General features: G+C 62.8%; 22 protein-coding genes. 12 read left to right on the top strand and 10 right to left on the bottom strand.

From position 1 onward, the window contains the following. Nucleotides 1-7: 7 nt before the first annotated feature. Nucleotides 8-841: an urease accessory protein UreD gene (locus Q6A47_RS10925; protein WP_304484314.1), complete on the bottom strand. Its 834-nt coding sequence runs from the start codon at nucleotides 839-841 to the stop codon at nucleotides 8-10. 510 nt (nucleotides 842-1,351) lie between these two features. Here Q6A47_RS10925 and Q6A47_RS10920 point away from each other — a divergent pair. From Q6A47_RS10920 to Q6A47_RS10910, 3 genes are all read left to right on the top strand, one after another. Then, nucleotides 1,352-1,720 (top strand): histone-like nucleoid-structuring protein, MvaT/MvaU family, encoded by a 369-nt coding sequence (locus tag Q6A47_RS10920; protein ID WP_304484313.1) that lies wholly within the window; start codon nucleotides 1,352-1,354, stop codon nucleotides 1,718-1,720. Between the two features lie 223 nt (nucleotides 1,721-1,943). After that, on the top strand, nucleotides 1,944-2,471 hold the full coding sequence (gloA, locus tag Q6A47_RS10915; protein WP_304484312.1) for a lactoylglutathione lyase: 528 nt from the start codon (nucleotides 1,944-1,946) through the stop codon (nucleotides 2,469-2,471). Nucleotides 2,472-2,568: 97 nt separating this feature from the next. Next, on the top strand, nucleotides 2,569-2,811 hold the full coding sequence (locus Q6A47_RS10910) for a hypothetical protein (protein WP_029614844.1): 243 nt from the start codon (nucleotides 2,569-2,571) through the stop codon (nucleotides 2,809-2,811). 39 nt (nucleotides 2,812-2,850) lie between these two features. On the opposite strand, the gene Q6A47_RS10905 is transcribed toward Q6A47_RS10910, so the two are convergent. Continuing rightward, nucleotides 2,851-3,672 carry a shikimate 5-dehydrogenase gene (locus Q6A47_RS10905; RefSeq protein WP_304484311.1) on the bottom strand — a complete coding sequence of 274 codons (822 nt, stop codon included), beginning with the start codon at nucleotides 3,670-3,672 and terminating at the stop codon, nucleotides 2,851-2,853. Between the two features lie 160 nt (nucleotides 3,673-3,832). Here Q6A47_RS10905 and Q6A47_RS10900 point away from each other — a divergent pair, with 160 nt between their 5' ends. Together Q6A47_RS10900 and Q6A47_RS10895 are read left to right on the top strand one after the other, a co-directional pair. Further along, nucleotides 3,833-4,183: a hypothetical protein gene (locus Q6A47_RS10900; RefSeq protein WP_039577049.1), complete on the top strand. Its 351-nt coding sequence runs from the start codon at nucleotides 3,833-3,835 to the stop codon at nucleotides 4,181-4,183. A 105-nt stretch (nucleotides 4,184-4,288) separates the two neighbouring features. Next, nucleotides 4,289-4,471, top strand: a complete 183-nt coding sequence (locus Q6A47_RS10895; protein WP_029614841.1) for a hypothetical protein — start codon at nucleotides 4,289-4,291, stop codon at nucleotides 4,469-4,471. 63 nt (nucleotides 4,472-4,534) lie between these two features. Here the strand turns inward: Q6A47_RS10895 and Q6A47_RS10890 are convergent, their stop codons facing one another. Continuing rightward, entirely contained in the window at nucleotides 4,535-5,179 is a 645-nt protein-coding gene (locus Q6A47_RS10890) for a glycoside hydrolase family 19 protein (protein ID WP_304484310.1), read from the bottom strand. Nucleotides 5,180-5,540: 361 nt separating this feature from the next. Here Q6A47_RS10890 and pbpG point away from each other — a divergent pair, with 361 nt between their 5' ends. Then, nucleotides 5,541-6,461: a D-alanyl-D-alanine endopeptidase gene (gene pbpG / locus Q6A47_RS10885; RefSeq protein ID WP_039583114.1), complete on the top strand. Its 921-nt coding sequence runs from the start codon at nucleotides 5,541-5,543 to the stop codon at nucleotides 6,459-6,461. Between the two features lie 32 nt (nucleotides 6,462-6,493). On the opposite strand, the gene Q6A47_RS10880 is transcribed toward pbpG, so the two are convergent. Both Q6A47_RS10880 and Q6A47_RS10875 read right to left on the bottom strand, forming a co-directional pair. After that, complete coding sequence (locus Q6A47_RS10880) at nucleotides 6,494-6,913, bottom strand: hypothetical protein (protein ID WP_039577044.1); 420 nt, start codon at nucleotides 6,911-6,913, stop codon at nucleotides 6,494-6,496. Nucleotides 6,914-6,978: 65 nt separating this feature from the next. Continuing rightward, nucleotides 6,979-7,680 (bottom strand): NUDIX domain-containing protein, encoded by a 702-nt coding sequence (locus Q6A47_RS10875; RefSeq protein WP_116887998.1) that lies wholly within the window; start codon nucleotides 7,678-7,680, stop codon nucleotides 6,979-6,981. Between the two features lie 134 nt (nucleotides 7,681-7,814). Here Q6A47_RS10875 and Q6A47_RS10870 point away from each other — a divergent pair, with 134 nt between their 5' ends. From Q6A47_RS10870 to Q6A47_RS10850, 5 genes are all read left to right on the top strand, one after another. Continuing rightward, entirely contained in the window at nucleotides 7,815-8,465 is a 651-nt protein-coding gene (locus tag Q6A47_RS10870) for a nicotinamidase (RefSeq protein WP_029614837.1), read from the top strand. Next, nucleotides 8,462-9,661 (top strand): nicotinate phosphoribosyltransferase, encoded by a 1,200-nt coding sequence (gene pncB, locus Q6A47_RS10865; protein WP_304484309.1) that lies wholly within the window; start codon nucleotides 8,462-8,464, stop codon nucleotides 9,659-9,661. Before Q6A47_RS10870 ends, pncB begins: the two co-directional genes overlap by 4 nt. A gap of 176 nt (nucleotides 9,662-9,837) precedes the next feature. Continuing rightward, entirely contained in the window at nucleotides 9,838-10,278 is a 441-nt protein-coding gene (locus Q6A47_RS10860) for a DUF4440 domain-containing protein (RefSeq protein WP_029614835.1), read from the top strand. A gap of 121 nt (nucleotides 10,279-10,399) precedes the next feature. Then, a complete protein-coding gene (ppnN, locus tag Q6A47_RS10855; RefSeq protein ID WP_304484308.1) occupies nucleotides 10,400-11,773 on the top strand; it encodes a nucleotide 5'-monophosphate nucleosidase PpnN in 1,374 nt (457 codons plus the stop codon). A gap of 226 nt (nucleotides 11,774-11,999) precedes the next feature. Continuing rightward, nucleotides 12,000-12,638: a TIGR04211 family SH3 domain-containing protein gene (locus tag Q6A47_RS10850; protein ID WP_039577034.1), complete on the top strand. Its 639-nt coding sequence runs from the start codon at nucleotides 12,000-12,002 to the stop codon at nucleotides 12,636-12,638. Between the two features lie 60 nt (nucleotides 12,639-12,698). On the opposite strand, the gene quiC is transcribed toward Q6A47_RS10850, so the two are convergent. Next, complete coding sequence (gene quiC / locus Q6A47_RS10845; protein ID WP_116887997.1) at nucleotides 12,699-14,594, bottom strand: 3-dehydroshikimate dehydratase QuiC; 1,896 nt, start codon at nucleotides 14,592-14,594, stop codon at nucleotides 12,699-12,701. A 277-nt stretch (nucleotides 14,595-14,871) separates the two neighbouring features. Between quiC and Q6A47_RS10840 the strand changes: the two genes are divergently transcribed. Next, on the top strand, nucleotides 14,872-16,242 hold the full coding sequence (locus Q6A47_RS10840; RefSeq protein ID WP_304484307.1) for an MFS transporter: 1,371 nt from the start codon (nucleotides 14,872-14,874) through the stop codon (nucleotides 16,240-16,242). Here Q6A47_RS10840 and Q6A47_RS10835 read toward each other — a convergent pair. From Q6A47_RS10835 to Q6A47_RS10820, 4 genes are all read right to left on the bottom strand, one after another. Then, the gene (locus Q6A47_RS10835) at nucleotides 16,232-17,656 is read right to left on the bottom strand and encodes a DOPA decarboxylase (protein ID WP_304484306.1); all 1,425 of its coding nucleotides are present in this window, start codon (nucleotides 17,654-17,656) and stop codon (nucleotides 16,232-16,234) included. The two genes, Q6A47_RS10840 and Q6A47_RS10835, sit on opposite strands and share 11 nt — an antisense overlap. Before the next feature lie 108 nt (nucleotides 17,657-17,764). Then, nucleotides 17,765-18,709, bottom strand: a complete 945-nt coding sequence (locus tag Q6A47_RS10830) for a LysR family transcriptional regulator (protein WP_039577025.1) — start codon at nucleotides 18,707-18,709, stop codon at nucleotides 17,765-17,767. 76 nt (nucleotides 18,710-18,785) lie between these two features. Beyond that, nucleotides 18,786-19,496 (bottom strand): YebC/PmpR family DNA-binding transcriptional regulator, encoded by a 711-nt coding sequence (locus Q6A47_RS10825; protein ID WP_039577023.1) that lies wholly within the window; start codon nucleotides 19,494-19,496, stop codon nucleotides 18,786-18,788. Between the two features lie 96 nt (nucleotides 19,497-19,592). Continuing rightward, nucleotides 19,593-20,984, bottom strand: coding sequence for an FAD-dependent oxidoreductase (locus Q6A47_RS10820; protein WP_304484305.1), 1,392 nt, complete (start codon nucleotides 20,982-20,984; stop codon nucleotides 19,593-19,595). Between the last annotated feature and the right edge of the window lie 91 nt (nucleotides 20,985-21,075).

Genomic DNA, 21,075 nt, shown 5'->3' with positions numbered 1-21,075 from the left:
GGCTCTCTCAGGTGGCCCAGATGCGCGGCGGGCACGGTGCCAGGCCGAGAACGGCCGGGCGCAGCACATGCCAGAGGCGCTGCAGGGTACGTTGCAAGTGTTGGTTGTCGTGGTCGAGCAGGCGGATGACCAGTAAAGGCCCAAGCAGCGTGGCGCCAGCCGGGATGTTCAGTTCCTCGAGCAACTGACGCACCTGGTCGAGCAGGTGCGTATTGGCCGGCGCGGCGCAGAACGTCGCCACGAGGGGGTGACCGCCGAGCTTTTCCAGCCGCCCGCCTTCGATGCGCAAGCGCTCGTGCAGGCCTGGATCGTCCGGCAGGTCGATGCGCAAGCAACTGTCCAGGGCGCCGTGATCGAAACGTTCGTTCATGGCTGGTCGGCCCAGGCACAGCGTTTCCCAGGCCAGTAACCGAGCGCCAGGCTCAAGCGTGAAACGACTCTCCAGGCGCACTCGGGCCCCGTCGAACAGGATGCTGTCCTGGGGCAGCCACTCCAGTGTGCTGCCGGCCTGCAGATGGAAATGTTGGGCGACCTGGGCGGTCGGCCCGATACTGCGGTAGAACTTGCTCGCGCCGGGCATGGTGAGCAAGGCATGGCTGCCCGACTCCAACTGTATGTCGAGCTCCAGACGGTCACCGGCCACGATGCCGCCGGGTGGATGGAGAATATAGACGTGACAGGGCGCGCCCTCCGGATAGAACGGGCGCTGCACCAGAAGAGGGCCAAAATGCTTGCGCGCACCAAGACGAGTCACAGTTTCGCGTTGAACAAAGCGCAACTGCAGGAACGCACTCCAGCCTTGGTCATGGTGCAAATTATCGAGTTGTAGCGCGAACGCCATCCTGCCGCCCCTGAAATCCGTGGTCCGGGCCACCTTCGAGTCACCGACGCGCCTAAGTGCGAGGCTGGGTGTGGGTGGCCTGTGCGAGATCGCCATCGAGATATTGCAGGTTGCGGGCCAACCGCGCGCATGAACAATGATGAAGAGTACGCGCCGGCATGGGGCGCACAGGGCCAGCGTGCTCGATCTCGGCGCTGGCGTGAGCGCGTTTTCGGTGCCAGACCGGCAATCGGGATCGAGCGCCGGATTAGCGCAACACGTTATGCATCGGTTTGCATCCCGTTCCGAAGGCTGAATCCCGACCACGGATGAATGCGATAAACACCCCAAAGATGCAGCACGGGCTAACGGGAAAGTTCAAACATTCAGATATAAAAGTTGAGGTTTACCGAACTCCAGCACCCGACTACACTCCCAACACATAAGCAGTTTCTCTATCCAAGCGGCCAGCCTTAATTGTTCGAGCATGCTTTTTACAGCCTGCCGCGCCCACTGACGGGAGTAATCATAGTGTCCAGACTTGCAGAGTTTCGCGCAGCGGAAAAAGCACTCCAGGAGCAAATCGCCCAACTGGAAGCCATGAAAAAGGATTCCAGTCTCAAACGTGAAATGGAATTCGAACAGAAACTTCTCGGGCTGATGAAGACCTATGACAAGGGCCTGCGTGAAATCGTCGCGATCCTTGATCCAAAGGCCTCCAAAGCGCCCGCAAAGACGACAGGGAGTGCGCCGAAACAGCATCGCAGGCCTCGTGTGGTCAAGGTCTACGAAAACCCGAATACCGGCGAGCTGATCGAAACTAAAGGGGGCAACCATCGCGGCCTCAAGGCCTGGAAAGAACAGTACGGTGCAGCCACCGTGGATTCTTGGGTTCGCTGATGAAACGTCAACGCCCGCTTCACAGTTTTTTCACAAGCCGTGGGCGAATATTGAACCAGCTAAAGGATTAGCGACCCCATCAAGCGCCCGCACATGCGGGCCTCTAATTCCAGCGCCCTGCTCATGCAGGGCGCTTTCGTTTGCGCAATCGGTTCAGTGCCGTATCATGGGCGTTCTGTTTTTCCGTCGACACTCAGCTGTCGACCCCGTCTGTGGAGTTCCCATGAGCCTGAATGATCTGCAAACACTGCCTGGCGTTACTGCCCAGCCCGACAGCGCAACCGCCCAGTTCGTGTTCAACCACACCATGCTGCGGGTCAAGGACATCGAGAAGTCGTTGGACTTCTACACCCGCGTTCTGGGTTTTCGCGTTGTCGACAAACGTGACTTCCCCGCTGCCGAGTTCAGCCTGTACTTCCTGGCCTTGGTGGATCCGGCACAGATTCCCGTCGATGACGCCGCACGTCACCAGTGGATGAAATCAATTCCCGGTGTTCTGGAACTGACCCACAACTACGGCACCGAGAAAGATCCCGAGTTTGCCTACCATGATGGCAATACCGATCCACGCGGCTTTGGTCACATCTGTGTCTCGGTACCCGATGTACGCATCGCCTGCGAGCGCTTTGAAGCGCTCCGCGTGCCCTTCCAGAAACGCCTGCAGGACGGGCGGATGAACCACTTGGCTTTCATCAAGGATCCGGACGGCTACTGGGTCGAGGTGATCCAACCTACCGAGCTCAAAGGCTGACTCCAGCCCACACGCTCGTCGGGGCCGGGAACTTCCGGCCCTTCGTTGTGGTACATAGCAAGAGGCCCTTGCACACCACCACAGCGAGGTAATCACGATGCAATCCCTTCATTGCGAGTACCGCGATCACACCATCACCGCCAGCGTGATGCCGCACCCTGACTCTCCCCTGCCCTACGCCGCTGGCTGCCTGATCACTGATCCAGAGGGTCATACCAGCCGACGCTTCTCGATACCCATGAAGTTCTTCTCGGATCTGGAGAACGCCCAGCATGTGTCACTGGCGCACGGACGGGCGCTCGTGGATGAGCGCTTGGACCGGGGACAACAGGTTGTCTGAACCTGTAGCGGCCATCACGGGCTGATCCGTGATGGCCGCTTAACCTTCCCGTGCGTAGGCCACGGCGGATTCGACTTGCTCGGGCGTCGGCCTGATCCCGGTGTACAACACGAACTGCTCGAGCGCCTGCAACGCGATCACCTCCAACCCTGTGATCACAGGTTTACACAGCTTCTCGGCCAGTTGCACCAAGGGCGTACGGACCGGCAATGCCACCACATCGAATACCCGCTCGGCAGCGGCGACCGCCGCATGCGGGAAGGCAAGCGCCTGCGCGTCCGCGCCACCGGCCATCCCGATGGGCGTGACGTTGATCAGCATCGGCGGACACAGGTCGCCCAGCTCGGGCTGCCAGGCGTAACCGCAGACATCTGCCAACTGGCGCCCTGCCTGCTCGTTGCGGGCGACGATCAGCCCCTGATTGAATCCGGCATCGCGCAAGGCACTGGCTACCGCCTTGGCCATGCCGCCGCTGCCGCGTAGGGCGAAGGCCGTTTGCGGGTCGAGCCCGTGCTGCTCCAACAACTGGCGCACCGCCAGGTAGTCAGTGTTGTAGGCTTTCAGACGGCCCTGCGTGTTGACCAGCGTATTGACCGATTCGATCGCCGCAGCGGAGGGATCGATTTCGTCCACCAGCGCCATGCACGCCTCTTTGTAGGGCATGGATACGCCACAGCCGCGAATGCCCAGGGCGCGGATGCCGGCCACTGCGGCCGGCAGGTCCTCGGTGGTCATGGCCTTGTAGTAATAGTCCAGACCTAACTGCTGGTAGAGATGATTGTGAAAGCGCACGCCAAAGGTGCCCGGCCGACCGGCCAATGAAATGCACAGTGTGGTGTCCCTGCTGGGTGCGATGGTCATCTTAGCGGAAGTCCTTGCGAGCTGAATCGATTCGCGCAGCGTAGCAGAGACGACCGCCTGTCGTCCTTACATAACCTTTACCTTGTCTTCGCACTGGCTTGACGGTTTTCCCGGTCTTATGAGCAAGCCCCATAGGTGGGGTCATCGCGAGGATCCATTCATGAATCGTCTCATCCCCGGAATCGCCCTGCTGGTCGGCGCCCTGGCCGTCAGCGGCCCTGCGGCGGCCCATGGTCACGGCTGGGGTCCAGGTCCGGTGCTTGGCGCCGCAGTGGTCGGTGCAGTCGTTGGCGCTACGGTCTACGGAGGGCATGACCGCACGGTGTATGTCGAGCGCGCGCCGACCTACTACGCGCCTCCACCGGTGTATGTACAGGCGCCGCCACCCCCGCCGCCACCTCCGGGTTATTACCAACCTTACGTGGTCGAACGTTACGTACCGGCGCCACCCCCGGTGTATCGCCGCTACTACGGACCACCGCCGGTGTATTACGGCCCGCCGCGGTGGTGAGCCACGGCGACCGTTGATAAAACTAATGACCACTATCGATGAAGTTGATTTTCACCCACCCCAGGGACTCGGTAAGTTAGCAACATGTTCTGCAGGAGGTTCATCATGCCCACTATCCAAATCGTCTCAGTCGTAGGCAGTGCAGTCCCGGCCACGCTACGTGCGCAAGGACTGCTGGCTTGCTGGTATCTGGTGCGCAATGGCGAACCGGTCGGCGGCCCGGTGACATCGCGGCACATGGCGCAAGCCATGGCAGACCGACTGGAAGCGGACGTGCTGACCGCCTGAAACACCTGTTCTTGCGTTGCTCCTTAAGCTCTCTTGACCCGCCTTTGGCGGGTTTTTTTTGCGCTACGCTGAGCCGATCGGTTTACCTAGCACCTCCAGCGCTCTCTGGTACAGCGCCATCCGTTGCGCAGCGCCATGCGCAACACGTCCGGGCTGGCCGGTGTTGATGATGCTGCCTATATCGGCGATTCGCTGCACATCGGCCAGTTCATTCAGACCATGACTGGCCCACCACCAAGCTGCGGACTGCGCAGCGGCTTCGGCCCCCTCCAGCAGTTCCGGTTGCTCCTCCAGGGGCAGCCCAAGTGCCTTACCGGCCGCACGGTAGTTGTCCCGTCCGGTCAATTGGATCAGACCGCGCCCGCGATAGCGCCAGCCATCGCCTGAGTCTGCCGGACCATTGCCCATACGGGCGCTGTAGACATGATTGGCAACTTTCTCCGGCTGACGCGCGCAGGCTTTAGCGGTCTGCGCGTCAAACCGCTTGGGCCAGGTCCGCAACAAGGCTTCGGCGCTGTAGTTGAGGTTTTCTACAAGGCAGCACAAGTGTGCCGACTCGTGTCCCACCTGGGCGATAAAGGCGGCGAGTCGCAGAGGGCAGTCGATTTCCCACTGCGATACAGCACCATTGAGGGCGGGCAGGAACGATTCGGCGACGGGGCGCGAGTTGGGAAGTATGTGCAGCAATTGCTGCTCGGTAATCCGCATTGGGTAGTCTCCAGCCAAGGAACGCATGATGAACGTGTCTCGATCTGGCCGCATATGGCGGGATGACCGAGGCCGCCGTCCAGGTTGCGCACCCCAGTTGTGCGGTACAACGCGGCAACGTTTCCTGTCCTCGCTCCAGCGCAGCGAGAAACTGCAGGTGGTGTCACCTCAGCGCTGAATCCACCCGTAGACCTGTCCAGGTCACCGGCGCGAAATCGAAACAAGAATTAAATTTCCTTCACCTTGCGCCCATTCGGAATAAGGCATTCGACAGGGATCGGGCCATACTCCAGAATGCGCCGATCAGCCAAGGGGAAACCCTTGCCCAGCAACGACATACCCAAGAGTAGTGAGCCTCAACGTGAAAACTTCCCTGTCCATCTTCAGCCTCCTGCTGGCGCTCACAGGAACAATGACATTCCCGACGACTGCGGCTGCGCAGTCTTCGATTCAGGAGCAGCGCGACCCTTCCAAGCTGCACCTGGCGTCCGGCAGCGCGCTGCTGATCGACCTGAACACCAACAAGGAGCTGTACGCCAGCCACGCCGATCGTGTTGTTCCTATCGCTTCGGTCACCAAGCTGATGACCGCGATGGTGGTGCTCGACGCCAAACTGCCGATGGACGAAATGCTCACCATGACCATCGCCAACAACCCAGACCTCAAGGGCGTGTTTTCCAGGGTCAGGCCCGGCAGCGAACTGAACCGCCGCGAGACCTTGCTGATCACCCTGATGTCGTCGGAAAACCGCGCGGCCAACAGCCTCGCCAACCACTATCCTGGCGGCTATCCGGCGTTCATCAAAGCGATGAACGCCAAGGCGCGCAGCCTGGGGATGAGCAAGACGCGCTATGTCGAGCCGACGGGCCTGTCGACTCAGAACGTCTCCACCGCCCACGACTTGGCCAAGCTGCTGATCGCCTCGCGCAAGTACCCCATGCTCAGTGAACTGTCGACCACCCGCGAGAAGACCGTGGCGTTCAGAAAGCCCAACTACACCCTGGGCTTTCGCAACACCGACCATCTGGTCAACAAGAGCAATTGGGACATCAAGCTGACCAAGACCGGCTTCACCAATGAAGCAGGGCATTGCCTGGTGCTGCTGACGCGCATGGACAACCGTCCGGTGGCGATGGTGATCCTCGACGCCTACGGCAAATTCACCCACTTCGCCGATGCCGGGCGCCTGCGTCAGTGGCTGGAAACCGGGTCGGCCAAGGCCGCACCGGCGGTGGCGATGCAGTACAAGTCCGATCGCCAGGGTCGAGCGCGGGTGGAGTGACACACGCGGGCGGCCACCCAGAGCCGCCCGTTTCAGGCCTGGGTGCTGACCATACCGCCCGAGCTGCTGCCACCCGATTTGGTCAGGGCCTTCAGCAACTCAGCGGTGGCCTTGAGAATCTGGCCATTGATAGCCGCGATCTGCCCCTGAGCGCCTGCAACTGCAGCCATCTTGGCCTTTTCCTCCATCGGCTGCGCCTGAATCTCAGCCAAGCGTTTCTGTGCCTCGGCCAACTGCTTCTGCAATTCTTTGATCAGGTCACGCATCTGCTTGATATGCGCTGGCTCATCGCTCTGCTCGCTGGCCTTGGCCTGTTCGGCCTTGCTCGCCTGCGTGGGCATCTGCACCTCGACGGTATTCGCCTTTGCAGTCGTCTGCTCACTGTCTCCACTGGCCTGAGCAGAGGATTGCGTCCCTTGAATCGTGAAGTTGACGCCGGTGATTCCGACCATTTCCTGTCTCCGCAAAGCGTTTGATCAAGCCTGTTTATCGACCGCAAACCGCCGATCTTGAGCCCTCAGCCCTCCGGCAACAGACTGCGCTCGAACAGAAACGGCCCGTTGGCATGCGGCAGATGCTCGTAGACCTGCTGCGGTCGACCCAACCGTGGCTGAATGCGCTCGCCCGTATCACCCACCCAGCCCGCGTCCTTCAGGCGCTCCAGGCGTTTGCGCAATGAGGTGTTGTTGACCGTTCGCCCCAGACACGCCTGGGTCGCAGTCAGCGCCTCGAGCACGGTGAAACGTGCGGGTAACAGGTACAGGGGCAAGCTGCTGTAGAGGCTCTTGGCGGCCAGACGCTCACAGGCTCGCTGGATCAGCAGGGCGTGGTCGAATGGCAGCACCACTTTGCGCGCCGACAAGTCGTCCAGGTCGAAGAACGCCTGCTGTTCACCGTCGAGCACCTGTGCCGGATCGAGCAGGGCCAGATAGTAGGTGCTCAGCGACCAACCCCGTGGATCGCGAAACGCATTGCCCTCGGTACCGACCTGCTCCAGGTGCCGTGGCAGCACCTGAGCTTTTTCCTGCAACGCTCGCGCGGCGGCGGCATCCAAGCTGTTGTCTGGTGTACGGCCATTGACGATCACCCCCGGCAACGCCCATTGGCCCAGATGCGGTTCGCGTTCGCGGCGATGCAACAGAACCTGAAGGCGCTGCGCCTGCAAATCCAGGCGCAAGGCAACGATGTCCACGCTGGCCATGACGGCTATCGAACTCATCCCGACTCCTTTTTTTCAGCCTATATTCCACCAGGTATTTTTTATGATGCAAGCCAAATCCCATAAATAAAAGCGCTTGACATACTTAAACCACCAGATGGATTATGTAGCCATTCCAGCCGAGGAGCCTTCCGATGAAAATCGCCAGTTTCGACGTAGACGCCCAGAACGGCTTCACTGCCAACGCCCCGCTCGAGCTGCCTGTGCCTGGCGGCCATCTGATCGTCCCGGCACTCAATGCCATGGCCCGCCGCGCCGATCTGCGACTGGGCAGCAAGGACGCTCACCCGGCAAAGGCGGCCTGGACAGTCGATGAGGCCAGTCAAATGCTGCAACCCTTGCCGCTGGCCAACGCCGACCTGACCTGGGTCAGCCACTGCGTGCCGGGCACGCCAGGCTTCGAACTGCTGCCTGGCCTGCCGGCCCCGATCGACTACGACTACTTCGTCTGGAAAGGCGTGGAACCCGATCTGCATCCTTACGGCGCCTGCTACCACGACCTGGCCGAGCGTCGCTCCACCGGGGCGATCGAATTTCTCAAGGTGCAAGGCGTGGAAACGGTGATCGTCGGCGGCCTGGCGCTGGATTACTGCGTGCGAACCACCGCCTTGCAACTCAGGCGCGCGGGTTTCCAGGTGTTGCTGTACCTCCCAGCCTGCCGCGCCCTGAGCACCCAGGGCGGCGAAGACGCCTGCTCCGAATTGACCCGTGCCGGCGTGCTGACATGCCCTGACGAAGCCGCACTCGACCGCCAACTGGCCCTGCTCAAGGAGACCCGCCCATGAGCGACGACGTATTCGCCCCACGCATCATCCAGAACTTGCTGGACACCGATTTCTACAAGATCACCATGATGCAGGCGGTGCTGCACAACTACCCTAACGCCGAGGTGGAGTGGGAATTCCGCTGCCGCAACGCCGAAGACCTGTCGCCCTACCTTGCAGAGATCCGCTATCAGATCGAACAGTTGGCCGATGTCTCGGTCACTCACGACCAGCTCGCCTATCTGGAGAAGATCCCCTTCATCAAGCCGGACTTCATCCGCTTTCTCAGCCTGTTCCGCTTCAACCTGCGGTATGTCCAAGTTGGGCTGGACGATGCCGGGCAACTGGCGATCCGCGTGCGCGGGCCCTGGTTGCACGTGATCCTTTACGAAATCCCTCTGCTGGCGATCGTCTCCGAGGTGCGCAACCGCTACCGCTATCGGGAAGTGACCATGGAGCAGGTCGGCGAACGCCTGTATCAAAAGCTCGACTGGCTCAAGCGCGAAGCCAGCGCCGATGAACTGGCGGGCTTGCAACTGGCCGACTTCGGTACCCGCCGTCGATTCTCCTATCCGGTCCAGGAGCAGGTGGTACGCATCCTCAAGCACGATTTTCCGGGCCGTTTCGTCGGCACCAGCAACGTGCACCTGGCCCGTGAATATGAACTTCGGCCGATCGGCACCATGGCCCACGAGTGGTTCATGGCCCACCAGCAACTCGGTCCGCGCCTGGTCGACAGCCAAGTGGCCGCACTGGAATGTTGGGTGCGCGAATATCGCGGCTTGCTGGGCATTGCCCTGACCGACTGTATCGGCATGGATGCGTTCGTCAGGGACTTCGATCTGTATTTCGGCAAGCTCTTCGATGGCCTGCGTCACGACTCGGGCGATCCGCTGGCCTGGGCGGAAAAAGCCATCGCCCACTATCAGCGCCTGGGCATCGATCCGTCGAGCAAGACCCTGATCTTCTCCGACGGCCTGGACTTCGCCAAGATGCTGCAGCTCTACCGCGCCTTGCATGAGCGCATCAACGTCAGCTTCGGCATCGGCACCCATCTCACCTGCGACATTCCCGATGTGACACCGATGAACATCGTGATCAAGATGACCGCCTGCAACGGCGCGCCGGTGGCGAAAATTTCCGACAGCCCGGGCAAGACTCAATGCCGTGACGAAAACTTCGTCGCCTACCTGCGTCATGTGTTCAACGTGGTCTGATGCAGACCACTGCTGTCGCCGGCACCGGCACCGGCAAGGCCGGTCGGCGACAGCGGTATGCCGGTCGGGCGGGGCTCTGGACTGAAGCGTTCTGACAAAACTGAAAATGTTATATTATAACAATAATCAGCTTTCCAATCGTCTTCTCCCCTCCCACCCTCACTCCAGAGCCCACCATGACCCAGCACCCAGCAGTCGCCTCCCATCCAACCGACCTTTACGCCGACACCGAGATGGCCTGCCTCGCCGGCGCCAAAGCCGCGCTCTATCGCTGGGCCGCGACCGTGGCCACGCGGGATGTCGACCAGGTGCTGGCCCTCTACGCCGAAGACGCGATCCTGGTGCCGACCTTGTCCAATCAGGTACGCGATTGCCAGGACAGTCGCCGCAACTACTTCGAGAACTTCCTGGCCAACGACGGCCTGGTCTGCGATATCCAGGTGTTCAAGAAGCGCGTCAGCCGCAAGCTCGGCACCGTGGTGGTCGGCGGCCTGTACACCTTCGTTTACCGCCAGGCCGGCGAGCAGCGGGTGGTGCCTGCCCGCTTCCTGTTCACCTTCGAACGCATCGAAGCGCAGTGGCTGATCACCGGCCATCACTCCTCCATCGAGGCCTGAGCAGCCCCGCGCACGTCGAGCGCGCAGCCGCAGATTCTTTGCCGGCCCTCTCGTTGCCAGGTGCAATTGTCGGTATGGTGGTGTCAAAGAAGGATGTTTTACCCGCACAGGAAAGACTTTGATGCCCCACCGCAATGTCATCAACGCCTCCGTCAGCCCCAAGGGCAGCCTGGAGACACTGTCGCAACGTGAAGTCCAGCAACTGAGTCAGGCCGGTACCGGCAGCCTCTATACCCTCTTCCGCCAATGCGCCCTGGCCATCCTCAACACCGGCGCGCATGTCGACAACGCCAAGACCATCCTTGAAGCCTACAAGGACTTCGAGGTGCGCATTCACCAGCAGGACCGAGGCGTGCGCCTGGAGCTGCTCAATGCACCGGCCGACGCGTTCGTCGACGGTGAAATGATCGCCAGCACCCGCGAAATGCTGTTCAGCGCGCTGCGCGACATCGTCTACACCGAAAGCGAGTTGGCCAGCCAGCGCATCGACCTGGAGAGCTCACAGGGCATCACCGACTATGTCTTCCACCTGCTGCGCAACGCGCGCACCTTGCGCCCGGGCGTGGAGCCGAAGATGGTGGTGTGCTGGGGCGGTCACTCAATCAGCACCGAGGAATACCAGTACACCAAGAAAGTCGGCCACGAATTGGGCCTGCGCAAGCTCGACATCTGCACCGGCTGCGGCCCCGGCGTGATGAAAGGTCCGATGAAGGGCGCCACCATCGCACATGCCAAGCAGCGCATGGCCGGCAGCCGCTACCTGGGCCTGACCGAGCCGGGCATCATCGCCGCCGAGGCGCCCAACCCCATCGTCAACGAACTGGTGATCCTGCCGGACATTGAAAAACGCCTGGAGGCGTTCGTACGTGTCGGCCACGGCATCATCATTTTCCCCGGTGGCGCGGGCACGGCCGAAGAGTTCCTGTACCTGCTCGGCATTCTCATGCACCCGGACAACCACGACCTGCCCTTCCCGGTGATTCTTACCGGACCGCGCAGCGCCGAGCCGTTCCTGCAGCAACTGCATGCGTTCTTCGGCGCCACCCTCGGCGAGGCCGCGCAGCGTCATTACCAGATCATCATCGACGACCCGGCCGAAGTGGCTCGACACATGGTTGAAGGCCTCAAGGCGGTCAAGCAGTTCCGCCGCGAGCGCAACGACGCCTTCCACTTCAACTGGCTGCTGAAGATCGACGGCGGCTTCCAGCATCCGTTCGACCCCACCCACCAGAACATGGCCGACCTGGCCCTGCGCCGCGACCTGCCGCCCCACGAACTGGCCGCCAACCTGCGTCGGGCGTTCTCCGGCATCGTCGCGGGCAACGTCAAGGACAAGGGCATCCGCCTGATCGAGGAGCATGGTCCTTACCAGATCCGCGGTGATCAGGCGATTCTCGACCCGCTCGGCAAGCTGCTGCAGGCGTTCGTCGACCAGCACCGGATGAAGCTTCCTGGCGGTGCGGCCTATGTGCCGTGCTATCAGGTCGTGACCTGAGTTCCTGGCATTTTGCCTCTGCCGCAGCGGCGCTTCGTCGCTGCGGCTTCCTTCACCGAAGGATGTCGTGGGCAATACATTTCTCGCAACACCTCGCAGACTTTTCCTCCGCTGAGCAGTGAACCAGCCCACAAAAAAAAGGTCTTTGGCTGACGGTCAATCCACCGATCGGCTCACGGCCCATTCACCGGGCTTTTCATCCGTTACTGCTTCTGCGAAGACCACCATGCCCGAATTCCGCCGCGCCACCCTCGCCCTCCCCGTGCTGTTCGCCTCGCTGCTCGTTGCGGCCCCCTTGGCCGATGCCGAAGAGGCCAGCACCGATGCGCGCTGGGTCAGTGACAGCCTCAGCACCTACGTGCGCAGCGGTCCGACCGACGGCCACCGCATCGTCGGCACGTTGAAATCCGGACAGAAGGTGACGTTGGTCAGCAGCCAGGGCAACTACAGCCAGGTGCGCGGCCAAAGCGGCGACCTGGTGTGGATCCTCACCAGCGACCTGCAAGCGGTGCCCGGCCAGAATGAGCGCCTACCCCAGCTCGATGCTCAGGTGGCGGAGCTCTCTGGTCAGCTCAAGACCATCGACGACAGTTGGAAGACCCGCGTGCAAGGCATGCAGGAGACCCTCGACTCACGCAAGGCGTTGATCGACGAGCTGCAAGCGCGCAACAAAACCTTGGATGAGCAGCTCGAGCAGTCCCAGTCGACGCTGCGCGATACCCAGGCGCGCCTGGGCGACGAGAACAAGCAGGTGATGATGCGCTACATGGTGTACGGCGGCAGCATTGCCGGCGCCGGCCTGTTGGTGGGCCTGATCTTGCCGGCGCTGACCCGCGGCCGTAAACGCAACGACCGCTGGTTCTGACCTGGCGCTCAAAGGGCTTCGCCGCGACGCCTGAAGGCTGCAGCGAAGCCCCACATCTGGCTACTTCGTCGCACTACCGCGCAGCTTGGCCAGCGCCGCCAGACGCACCGCCACGTTCGCCGCGCCATACCCTGCATAGCCGCCCTTGCGCTGGATGATCTCGAAAAAGAAACGTCCCTCGAAGGGCTCGGTGTACACATGGAACAACTCACCGCCTTGGGCATCGCGGTCGTACAACACGTTGTAGTAGGCCAGCTCACTGAGAAATTCGTCGTCGAAGTCGAAGCGCGCCGCCAAGTCATCGTAGTAGTTCAGGGGGATTTCCAGCAACGGCACCCCGGCGTCCTTGGCACGCGTGACCTCGGCGAAGATGTCTGCACAATCGAAGGCAATATGGTGTACGCCCGAGCCGCGATAGCTCGATAGCGCATGGGCGATGGCAGTATTGCGGTTCTCCGAGATGTTCAGCGGCAGACGCAACGTCCCGCAGGGACTGCGCAGCGCCCGACTCTTCACCAGGCCATAGGGGTCGGGTAACACCACTTCGTCATCGGCCGTAAAATCGAACAGGCTTTTGTAGAACAGCACCCAGCTGTCCAAGGCATCGGCCGGCAGCGCCAGGGCCATGTGATCGATGCGTTGCAGCCCACCCGTAGCGCTGGCCTGTGGGTCCACACGGAAGTCGCTGTCATAGATGCTCTGCCCGGCCGTGGCAGACTCGACCAGGTAGATCAGGCTGCCATCGGGCGCGCGCACGGCAGCGAGCTCACGCTCGTTGGGCCCGACCAGCCCGCGAAACGGCTGACCACCGTAGGCCACCGCGCGCTGCAGCGCGGCCTGCGCATCGTCCACCCGCAGCGCCGCCGCGCACAGCGACGGGCCATGCGCCTCGAAAAAATTGTGGCCGAACGAATAGGGTTCGGCGTTGAGCACGAGATTGATGTCACCCTGGCGCAGCAGCCTGACCGCCTTGCTGCGGTGCTGGCCCGCCTCGGCAAAACCAAGCCGTTTCAACCAACCGCCCAGACGCGCACCGACCGCCTCGTCCACCGCGAATTCGAGAAACTCGACGCCGTCGTAGCGACTGGCCGCGGGCGGCGCGAACAAGATACCGGGCTCCACCGCCTGGGCCTGCTCGGCCAGGCGCAGACGTGCCTTTTCCTCCAGATACAACAGCGAACGCAGTCCGTCAGCGGCATTCTGGCGAGTCGGCGCCGCACGGAAGCCATCGTTGAAGATTTCCAGCGACAGCGGGCCGCGATAGCCACTGGCAATGATCGGCGCGAGAAAACCCGCCAGGTCCAGTTCACCCTGGCCGGGGAAGCAGCGGAAATGTCGGCTCCACTCCAGCACATCCATGGCCAGGATCGGCGCATCGGCCATCTGCACGAAGAAGATCTTGTCGCCGGGCAGGTCGCGGATGCCGCGCGGATCGCCCTTGAGCGAGAGGGTATGGAAGCTGTCGAGAATCACGCCCAACGCGGGGTGATCGGCCTGGCGCACCAGGTTCCACACCTGTTGCCAGGTATTGACGTGTCGGCCCCAGGCCAGACCTTCGTAGCCGATGCGCAAGCCGCGTGCACCCGCGTGCTCGGCCAGTAGCCTCAGGTCATCGACCAGCACCTGTTCCTCGCCCAGGGCATCGGCCTGCACATTGCTGCACACCAGCACCAGATCGGTGCCCAGTTCCTGCATCAGGTCGAACTTGCGCTCGGCGCGGTCGAGGTTTTTCTGCAGGCGCTCGCGCTTGCATCCCTCGAAGTCGCGGAACGGTTGAAACAAGGTGATGGCAATGCCCAGGTCCGCGCACAGCTGGCGGATTTCCCGTGGGGACCCGGCATAGTGCAGCAGGTCGTTCTCGAAGATCTCGACGCCGTCGAAGCCAGCGGCAGCAATGGCTTCGAGCTTCTCAGGCAGGGTGCCGCTCAAGGATACGGTGGCGATGGAGCGCTGCATGGTAAGTCCCTTGTTGTTCGCGCAGGCACCGGTTCGTCTACCGAAGAGCCCGCTTGTTCTCGACGATGGCAGGATCGATTATTCGCAGGTAAAGTCGCATCGGCAACGCTCTTTGTACGAAATGGTTAGTTTGCGTTCGGTAATCGAACAGATCCCATCAACGCCAATTGATTCACTCTGAATCTCTGGACAACCATGCGTTCGTCGCTGCCATCCGGGCCCATGCCTGCCCGAGGGCGACTGCCTTCCGACAACAGACAAGAACAACGGAGACACCATGGCCCATTCTTCCCAGGCCAAGAAAGCCACCGCCAGTGGCTGGATCGGCTCGGCCCTCGAGTACTACGACTTTTTCATCTATGCCCAGGCGGCAGCACTGATCTTCCCGCAGATCTTCTTCCCATCCACCGACCCGAAAATGGCCATCATTGCCTCCCTGGCCACCTATGGCGTCGGCTACCTGGCCCGCCCCGTCGGCGCCTTCGTGCTCGGGCACTGGGGCGATACCCGCGGGCGCAAGAACGTGCTGCTGCTGTGCATGTTCCTGATGGGGCTGTCGACCATGGCCGTGGGCCTGCTGCCCACCTACCATGACATCGGCCTGCTCGCCCCCGCGCTGCTGGTGGTGCTGCGCCTGATCCAAGGCTTCGCCGTGGCCGGAGAAATTTCCGGCGCCAGCTCGATGATCATGGAGCATGCGCCGTTCGGTCGCCGCGGCTACTACGCCAGCTATACCTTGCAAGGCGTGCAGGCCGGCCAGGTGATGGCGGCGGCCGTGTTCCTGCCGCTGGCCTACTTCATGCCCAGCGAGGCCTTCAACGATTGGGGCTGGCGCATCCCGTTCCTGATGAGCGCCGTGGTGCTCATTGCCGGCTTCATCATTCGCAAAGAGGTGCATGAAACCCCGGCGTTCGTTCAGGAAGAACGCCAGGACAAGGTGGCCAAGTCGCCCATCGGCGAGGCCTTCCGCCACAGCTGGAAGCACATGGTGCTGGTGATGTTCATGGCACTGATGAACGTGATCCCGGTGGTGGCGACCATCTTCGGCGCGGCCTATGCGGTGCAGCCGGCCTACGGCATCGGCTTCGACAAGAGCGTGTACCTGTGGATTCCGGTGGTGGGCAATGTCGTCGCGGTGCTGGTGATTCCCTTCGTCGGCAACCTGTCCGACCGTATCGGGCGCCGCCCGACCATGATCGCCGGATGTCTGGGCTCGGGGCTGCTGGCGTTCGTCTACCTGTACGCCATCAGCATCCAGAACGTGCCGTTGGCCATCGCCGGCTCGATCCTGATGTGGGGCCTGGTCTACCAGGGTTACAACGCGGTGTTCCCCAGCTTCTACCCCGAGCTGTTCCAAACCCGCTACCGGGTTTCGGCCATGGCCATCGCGCAGAACATCGGCACCATGCTCACCGCCATGCTCCCGGCGCTGTTCGCAGCCGTCGCACCGCCGGGCTCGACGCACATCTGGCTAGTGGTCGGCGGGCTGGCGTTCGTCATCACCTGCGTCTGTGCGCTGGCCGCTTACTTGGCCCCGGAAACCTACCGCCTGGCTATGGACGACCTGGGTAATCCGCAGGCCAAGCCCTTGGAGAAAGCCGCGTACGATGCCAGTCGCAAGAGCAGCTTCGAGGTGGTCAGCCCCTGACAGGGGCCTTCACCACCGCCTGCAGATTCGCCCAAAGACGCTCGACATCCGCCCGTTCGGTCGGCAACGCGCCGACCGACACCCGTACCATCCAGCGGCCGTCCAGGGTCGCGGGGGTGACATAGGCCTTGCCCGAGGCATTGAGCCGGTCCGCCCAGCCGCGCGTATGCGCGTCCAGGGCGTCGCCGTCCAGCGGTGCCGGACGGTGGCGCAGGCATAGGGTCTGCAACCGCACCGGCGCCAGCAGTTCCCAGTCTGGCGCGGCGCCGACCTGCTCGGCCAGCCAGCGGGCGTTGTCCAGGTCGCGGCGCAAGCGCTGCTGCAACGCCTCGACCCCTTCGCTGCGCAACATGAACCACAGCTTCAGGGCACGGAAACGCCGGCCCAGCGGTATGCCCCAGTCGCGCAGGTTCTTCACCTCACCGTCCACCGACGACTGCAAGTAGCTGGGGTTGGTACTCATCACCCGGATCAGGTGCTGTGGATCGCGCACGTAATACAGCGAGCAGTCGAAAGCCACCCCCAGCCATTTGTGCGCATTGACCACCAGCGAATCAGCCAGCTCGATGCCGTCCCACATCCAGCGGCACTCCGGCAGGATCATCGCCGAGCCGGCCATCGCCGCATCGACATGCAGCCATACGCCCCTCGCCTGGGCGATGTCACCGATGCCCCGCAGCGGGTCCAGTGCGGTGGTCGCGGTAGTGCCGAGAGTCGCGACCACCGCGCAGGGCTGATTGCCGTCAGCCAGGTCCTGATCGATGGCCGCTTGCAGCGCCTCGGGACGCAGCGCGAAGTGCTCGTCGGTCGGGATCTGGCGGATGTTGTCGCGGCCGAAGCCGGCCAGCAGCGCCGCTTTGTCCACCGAGCTGTGGGCCTGGGCACTGACGTACACGATCAACGGTTTGTCCTGGCTTTGCAGACCGCCCCGGGCCAAGGCATAGCCGCTACTGCGTTCACGGGCACTGATGAGCGCGACCAAGGTGCTGGTCGAGGCGGTGTCCTGGATCACCCCACTCCACTGGGGCGACAGGCCCAACAACTGGCGCAGCCAGTCGAGCGTGACTTCCTCCAGCTCGCTCAAGGCCGGGCTGGATTGCCAGGACAAGCCCAAGACGCCTAGACCGGTGCTGAGAAAATCGCCGAGTACCGACGACAACGTGCCATTGGACGGGAAGTAGCCGTAGAAATCAGGATGCTGCCAATGGGAGAGGCCAGGCATCACCTGCTGGAGCACATCGTCGAGAATCGCGGCGAAAGGCTCGCCTTGTTGTGGCGCTTGCTCGGGCAGCGCCGCCTTCAAGTAGCCCGGCTCGACCTGAGCCATCACCGGATGCTCGCCAACGCGCTGGCGGTAATCGGCGATCAGGTCGATGAGCTGGTGGCCGTGCTGACGGAATTGTTCGGGGGTCACAAGAGGGCTCCTGGGCGGATGAAGTGTCGGGGCAGCCCCTGACACGCAGCAATCGGTCCAGTCTAGGCCAGCCGCCTCCCAGCAATAACCCCGCTTCGCGCATAGCTGCTATGGCACGTGCGCATGCCCACCCTCGACTCCGAAGGACGACTGACGCCACAGCTCGAACACCCGATTGCGCAACCAGCGGTGCTCGGCAGACGCCTGCAAGCGCTGGTGCCAGACCACCCAGTAGCGCTGGCTGTGGGCGACGAAACCCAGCGGTCGCCAGGCCAGGCCGTGCAGACGGCACAGTTGTCGGGCGATGTGTTCCGGCACGGTAGCCAGCGCCTGACCCTGTCCGATCACTTTGACCATGGCGCCAAAGAACGGCACCTGCAATTGCAGGCGTCGCTGCAGGCCTTGAGTGCGCAAGTGGCGATCGATGAAGCTGTCCTTGTCACCGCCGCCAGACACCCGCACATGCCGATAGGCCAGATAGTCCGCTTGACTGACGGCGACACCTGCGGTCAGTGGGTGATCGGCGGCCATCAGGCACACCGCCTGATCCTCGCCGAGCAGGCGGCCATGCAGGTTCGCCGGAGACTCGTCGAACAGGGTGGTGGCGAGGTCAACCTCACCGCTGGCCAATAGCCCGTATTCCCCGGCCTGCCAAGTGCGGTACTCCAGCGACACGCCTGGTGCTTCACGCTCCAGCGCTTCCACCAACACGGGCAGCATAAACTCGGCCACGTAGTCGGATGCAGCCAGACAGAACCGACGCTCGCACCGGGCGGGATCGAACACCGGCGGCTGGCGCAGCGCACTGAGTTCTTCGAGTACCTGACGCAGCGGCTCGACCAAGGTTTCGGCATGCTCACTGAGTACGTAGCCACGGCCCTGACGCACCAGCAGCGGATCGTCGAAGGCGTCGCGTAGATGGGCCAGTTGACGGCTCAGTGCCGGCTGACTGCAGCCCAGGCGTTCGGCGGCATGGCTGAGATTCTTCAACCGCAGCAGACAGTCGAGGGTACGCAGGTGGGCAAGGCTCAGGGAGGCGAAAGTGGGGGTCATGGCGGGCCTTCCTGAAACGCTGGCCGCCCCGTGGCGAGCGAATTGGCCAAGGGGCGGCAGCGGCGTTTGGTGCTGATCAGTCGGTCAGGCCGACATACACGTTCTGAACGTCGTCATTCTCGTCGATCGCTTCCAGGAACGCCTCGACCTCGGCCAGGGCCTCGGCGCTCAGGCTGGCCGCGCTCACCGGGTTCTTGGGCGTGTAGCCGATCTTCGCCGACGTCACGGTGAAGCCGTGATCAGGCAGGGCTTTCTGCACCGCGTCCAGGTCGGTGGTGTCGGTGATGAACAAGGTCGAACCTTCTTCGTCTCCTTCCTCGAAGTCCTGGGCACCGGCTTCGATGGCAGCCATTTCCGGGTCGGCGTCGCCCACCGGGGTGGCTTCGATCAGACCGACGTGGTTGAAGTCCCACGCCACCGAGCCGCTGGCGCCCAGTTGACCCTTGCGGAACAGCACGCGGACCTGCGCGACAGTGCGGTTGACGTTGTCGGTCAGGCACTCGACGATCAGCGGCACCTGATGCGGTGCGAAGCCCTCGTAGCTCACGGCCGAGTACTGCACCGTATCGCCATCCAGGCCGGCGCCCTTGCGGATCGCGCGCTCCAGGGTCTCGCGGGTCATCGACGCCTTTTTCGCCTGCTCCACGGCCAGGCGCAGGCGCGGGTTCATGTCCGGGTCGGCGCCAGACTTGGCCGCGATCTGAATTTCCTTGGCCAGCTTGCCCATGATCTTGCCCTTGGCATTGGCGGCGGCTTCTCTATGTTTGGCTTTCCACTGTGCGCCCATCTCGACTCTCTTGTTTGCGCGGCCGGTTCAGGAAGCGACCGGCCAAAAAGTGGGGAGAGTTTATACGCCCTCGCCGACCGGTTCGACAAGAAATCCTCACCCCTTGTCGGCCTTCCCCGCCGCGGCCGCGAACTTGGCCAGGCGGACATCGAGCCGCCGAGGCCGTTGCCCTCGGTCTTCGGCGCGCTCCTTGCGGCGGATGGCCTCGCGCACCAGCAACGAACCGAGGTAGCGGATGGGCTCTGGCGGAAACAGTCCCAGCGGCCCACGCACCAGCGGTGAGCGGGTCCAGGCATTGTCCAGGCCCAAGGCCAGCGACGAAAGGATCTGACCGCCCATGTGGCAGGGTCCGACACCGCTGCCGGAGTAACCCAAGCCGTAGAACACGTTGGCCTGCCCGTCCAGCCGCCCGAAGAACGGCAGGCCGCTGACCGAGCGATCCGATGGACCGTTCCAGCTCGCCGCCAGCGGCACCTCGGCCAGACTCGGAAAGAACTCGCCCAGGGTGCGCTGGAGCAGCGCACGATACGGCGAAGGCTGGTCGAACACCTTGGACAGGCGCCCACCGTAGGCGAACGTATTACCGCCCTTGCCCAGCATCAGCCGACCATCGACGGTAGTGCGGTAGTAATGTACGAAAATCCGTGAGTCGAGCACGCTGATGCCGCTGTCCAGTCCGGTCTGGTGCAGCAGCTCAGCGCACGGCTCGGTGATGACCATGTCGCTGGAAACGATCGCCACGCTGCGCTCGAACGCCCGGAACTGACGCGCCATCGCGGCATTGAGCCCCAACACCACGCGATCGGCGCGGACAGTGCCGTGAGGCGTGTGCACCGCCACCACTGAGCCATGCTGCAACTGCGTCATCGCCGTGCCTTCATGAATTCGCACGCCGTGCTGCAGCGCCACCCGGCGCAGCCCGCGCACCAGCTTCGCCGGTTGCACGGTGGCCGCCGCTGGCGAGAACCAGCCCTCCAGGTGCCGGCGCGAGCCGGCGCGGCGCTGCACCTGCGGCAACGGCAGACGCTGGAAGCTGCTGATGCCCTGGCGCTCGAGCGCCGCGATCACCGCATCGGTGCTGCCCACCTGTGCGGCATTAGTGGCCGTATACAGCGTGCCGTCACGGCGGTAATCGCAGTCGATGCCGTGCGCCTGGCAGAACGCGCCGATGGCGGCGATGCTGCGCTCGGACTCGCTCACCAGACGCACCGCCTCGGCCACACCGAACAGCCGTTCCAAGGTGAAATACTTGGCTGACCACGACAGCGCACAGCCGCCATTGCGACCACTCGCGCCGGCCCCGCAGATATCCGCCTCGATCAGCAGCACATCCAGCGTCGGCTGGGCCTGCTTGAGCATCAGCGCGGTCCACAGGCCAGTGTAGCCGCCGCCGACGATGCAGACATTGCAGCGGACATCGCCCTGCAATGGGGGACACGGCGACCCAGACTGTGACGCCAGCGCCTGCTGCAGCCAGAACGGTCTCATTGCGCGAGTTCCTTGTAGACGAAAGCAAAAGACAGGGCGGTATCAAAACAAGCGCTGAATAATAAGAAAAATCGATTTATCGTATGTCAGT

Source organism: Pseudomonas boreofloridensis (assembly GCF_030580795.1).
Classification (GTDB): domain Bacteria; phylum Pseudomonadota; class Gammaproteobacteria; order Pseudomonadales; family Pseudomonadaceae; genus Aquipseudomonas; species Aquipseudomonas boreofloridensis.
Note: the sequence above shows the minus strand (reverse complement) of the source record. Positions and strands in the feature narration are given on the sequence as shown.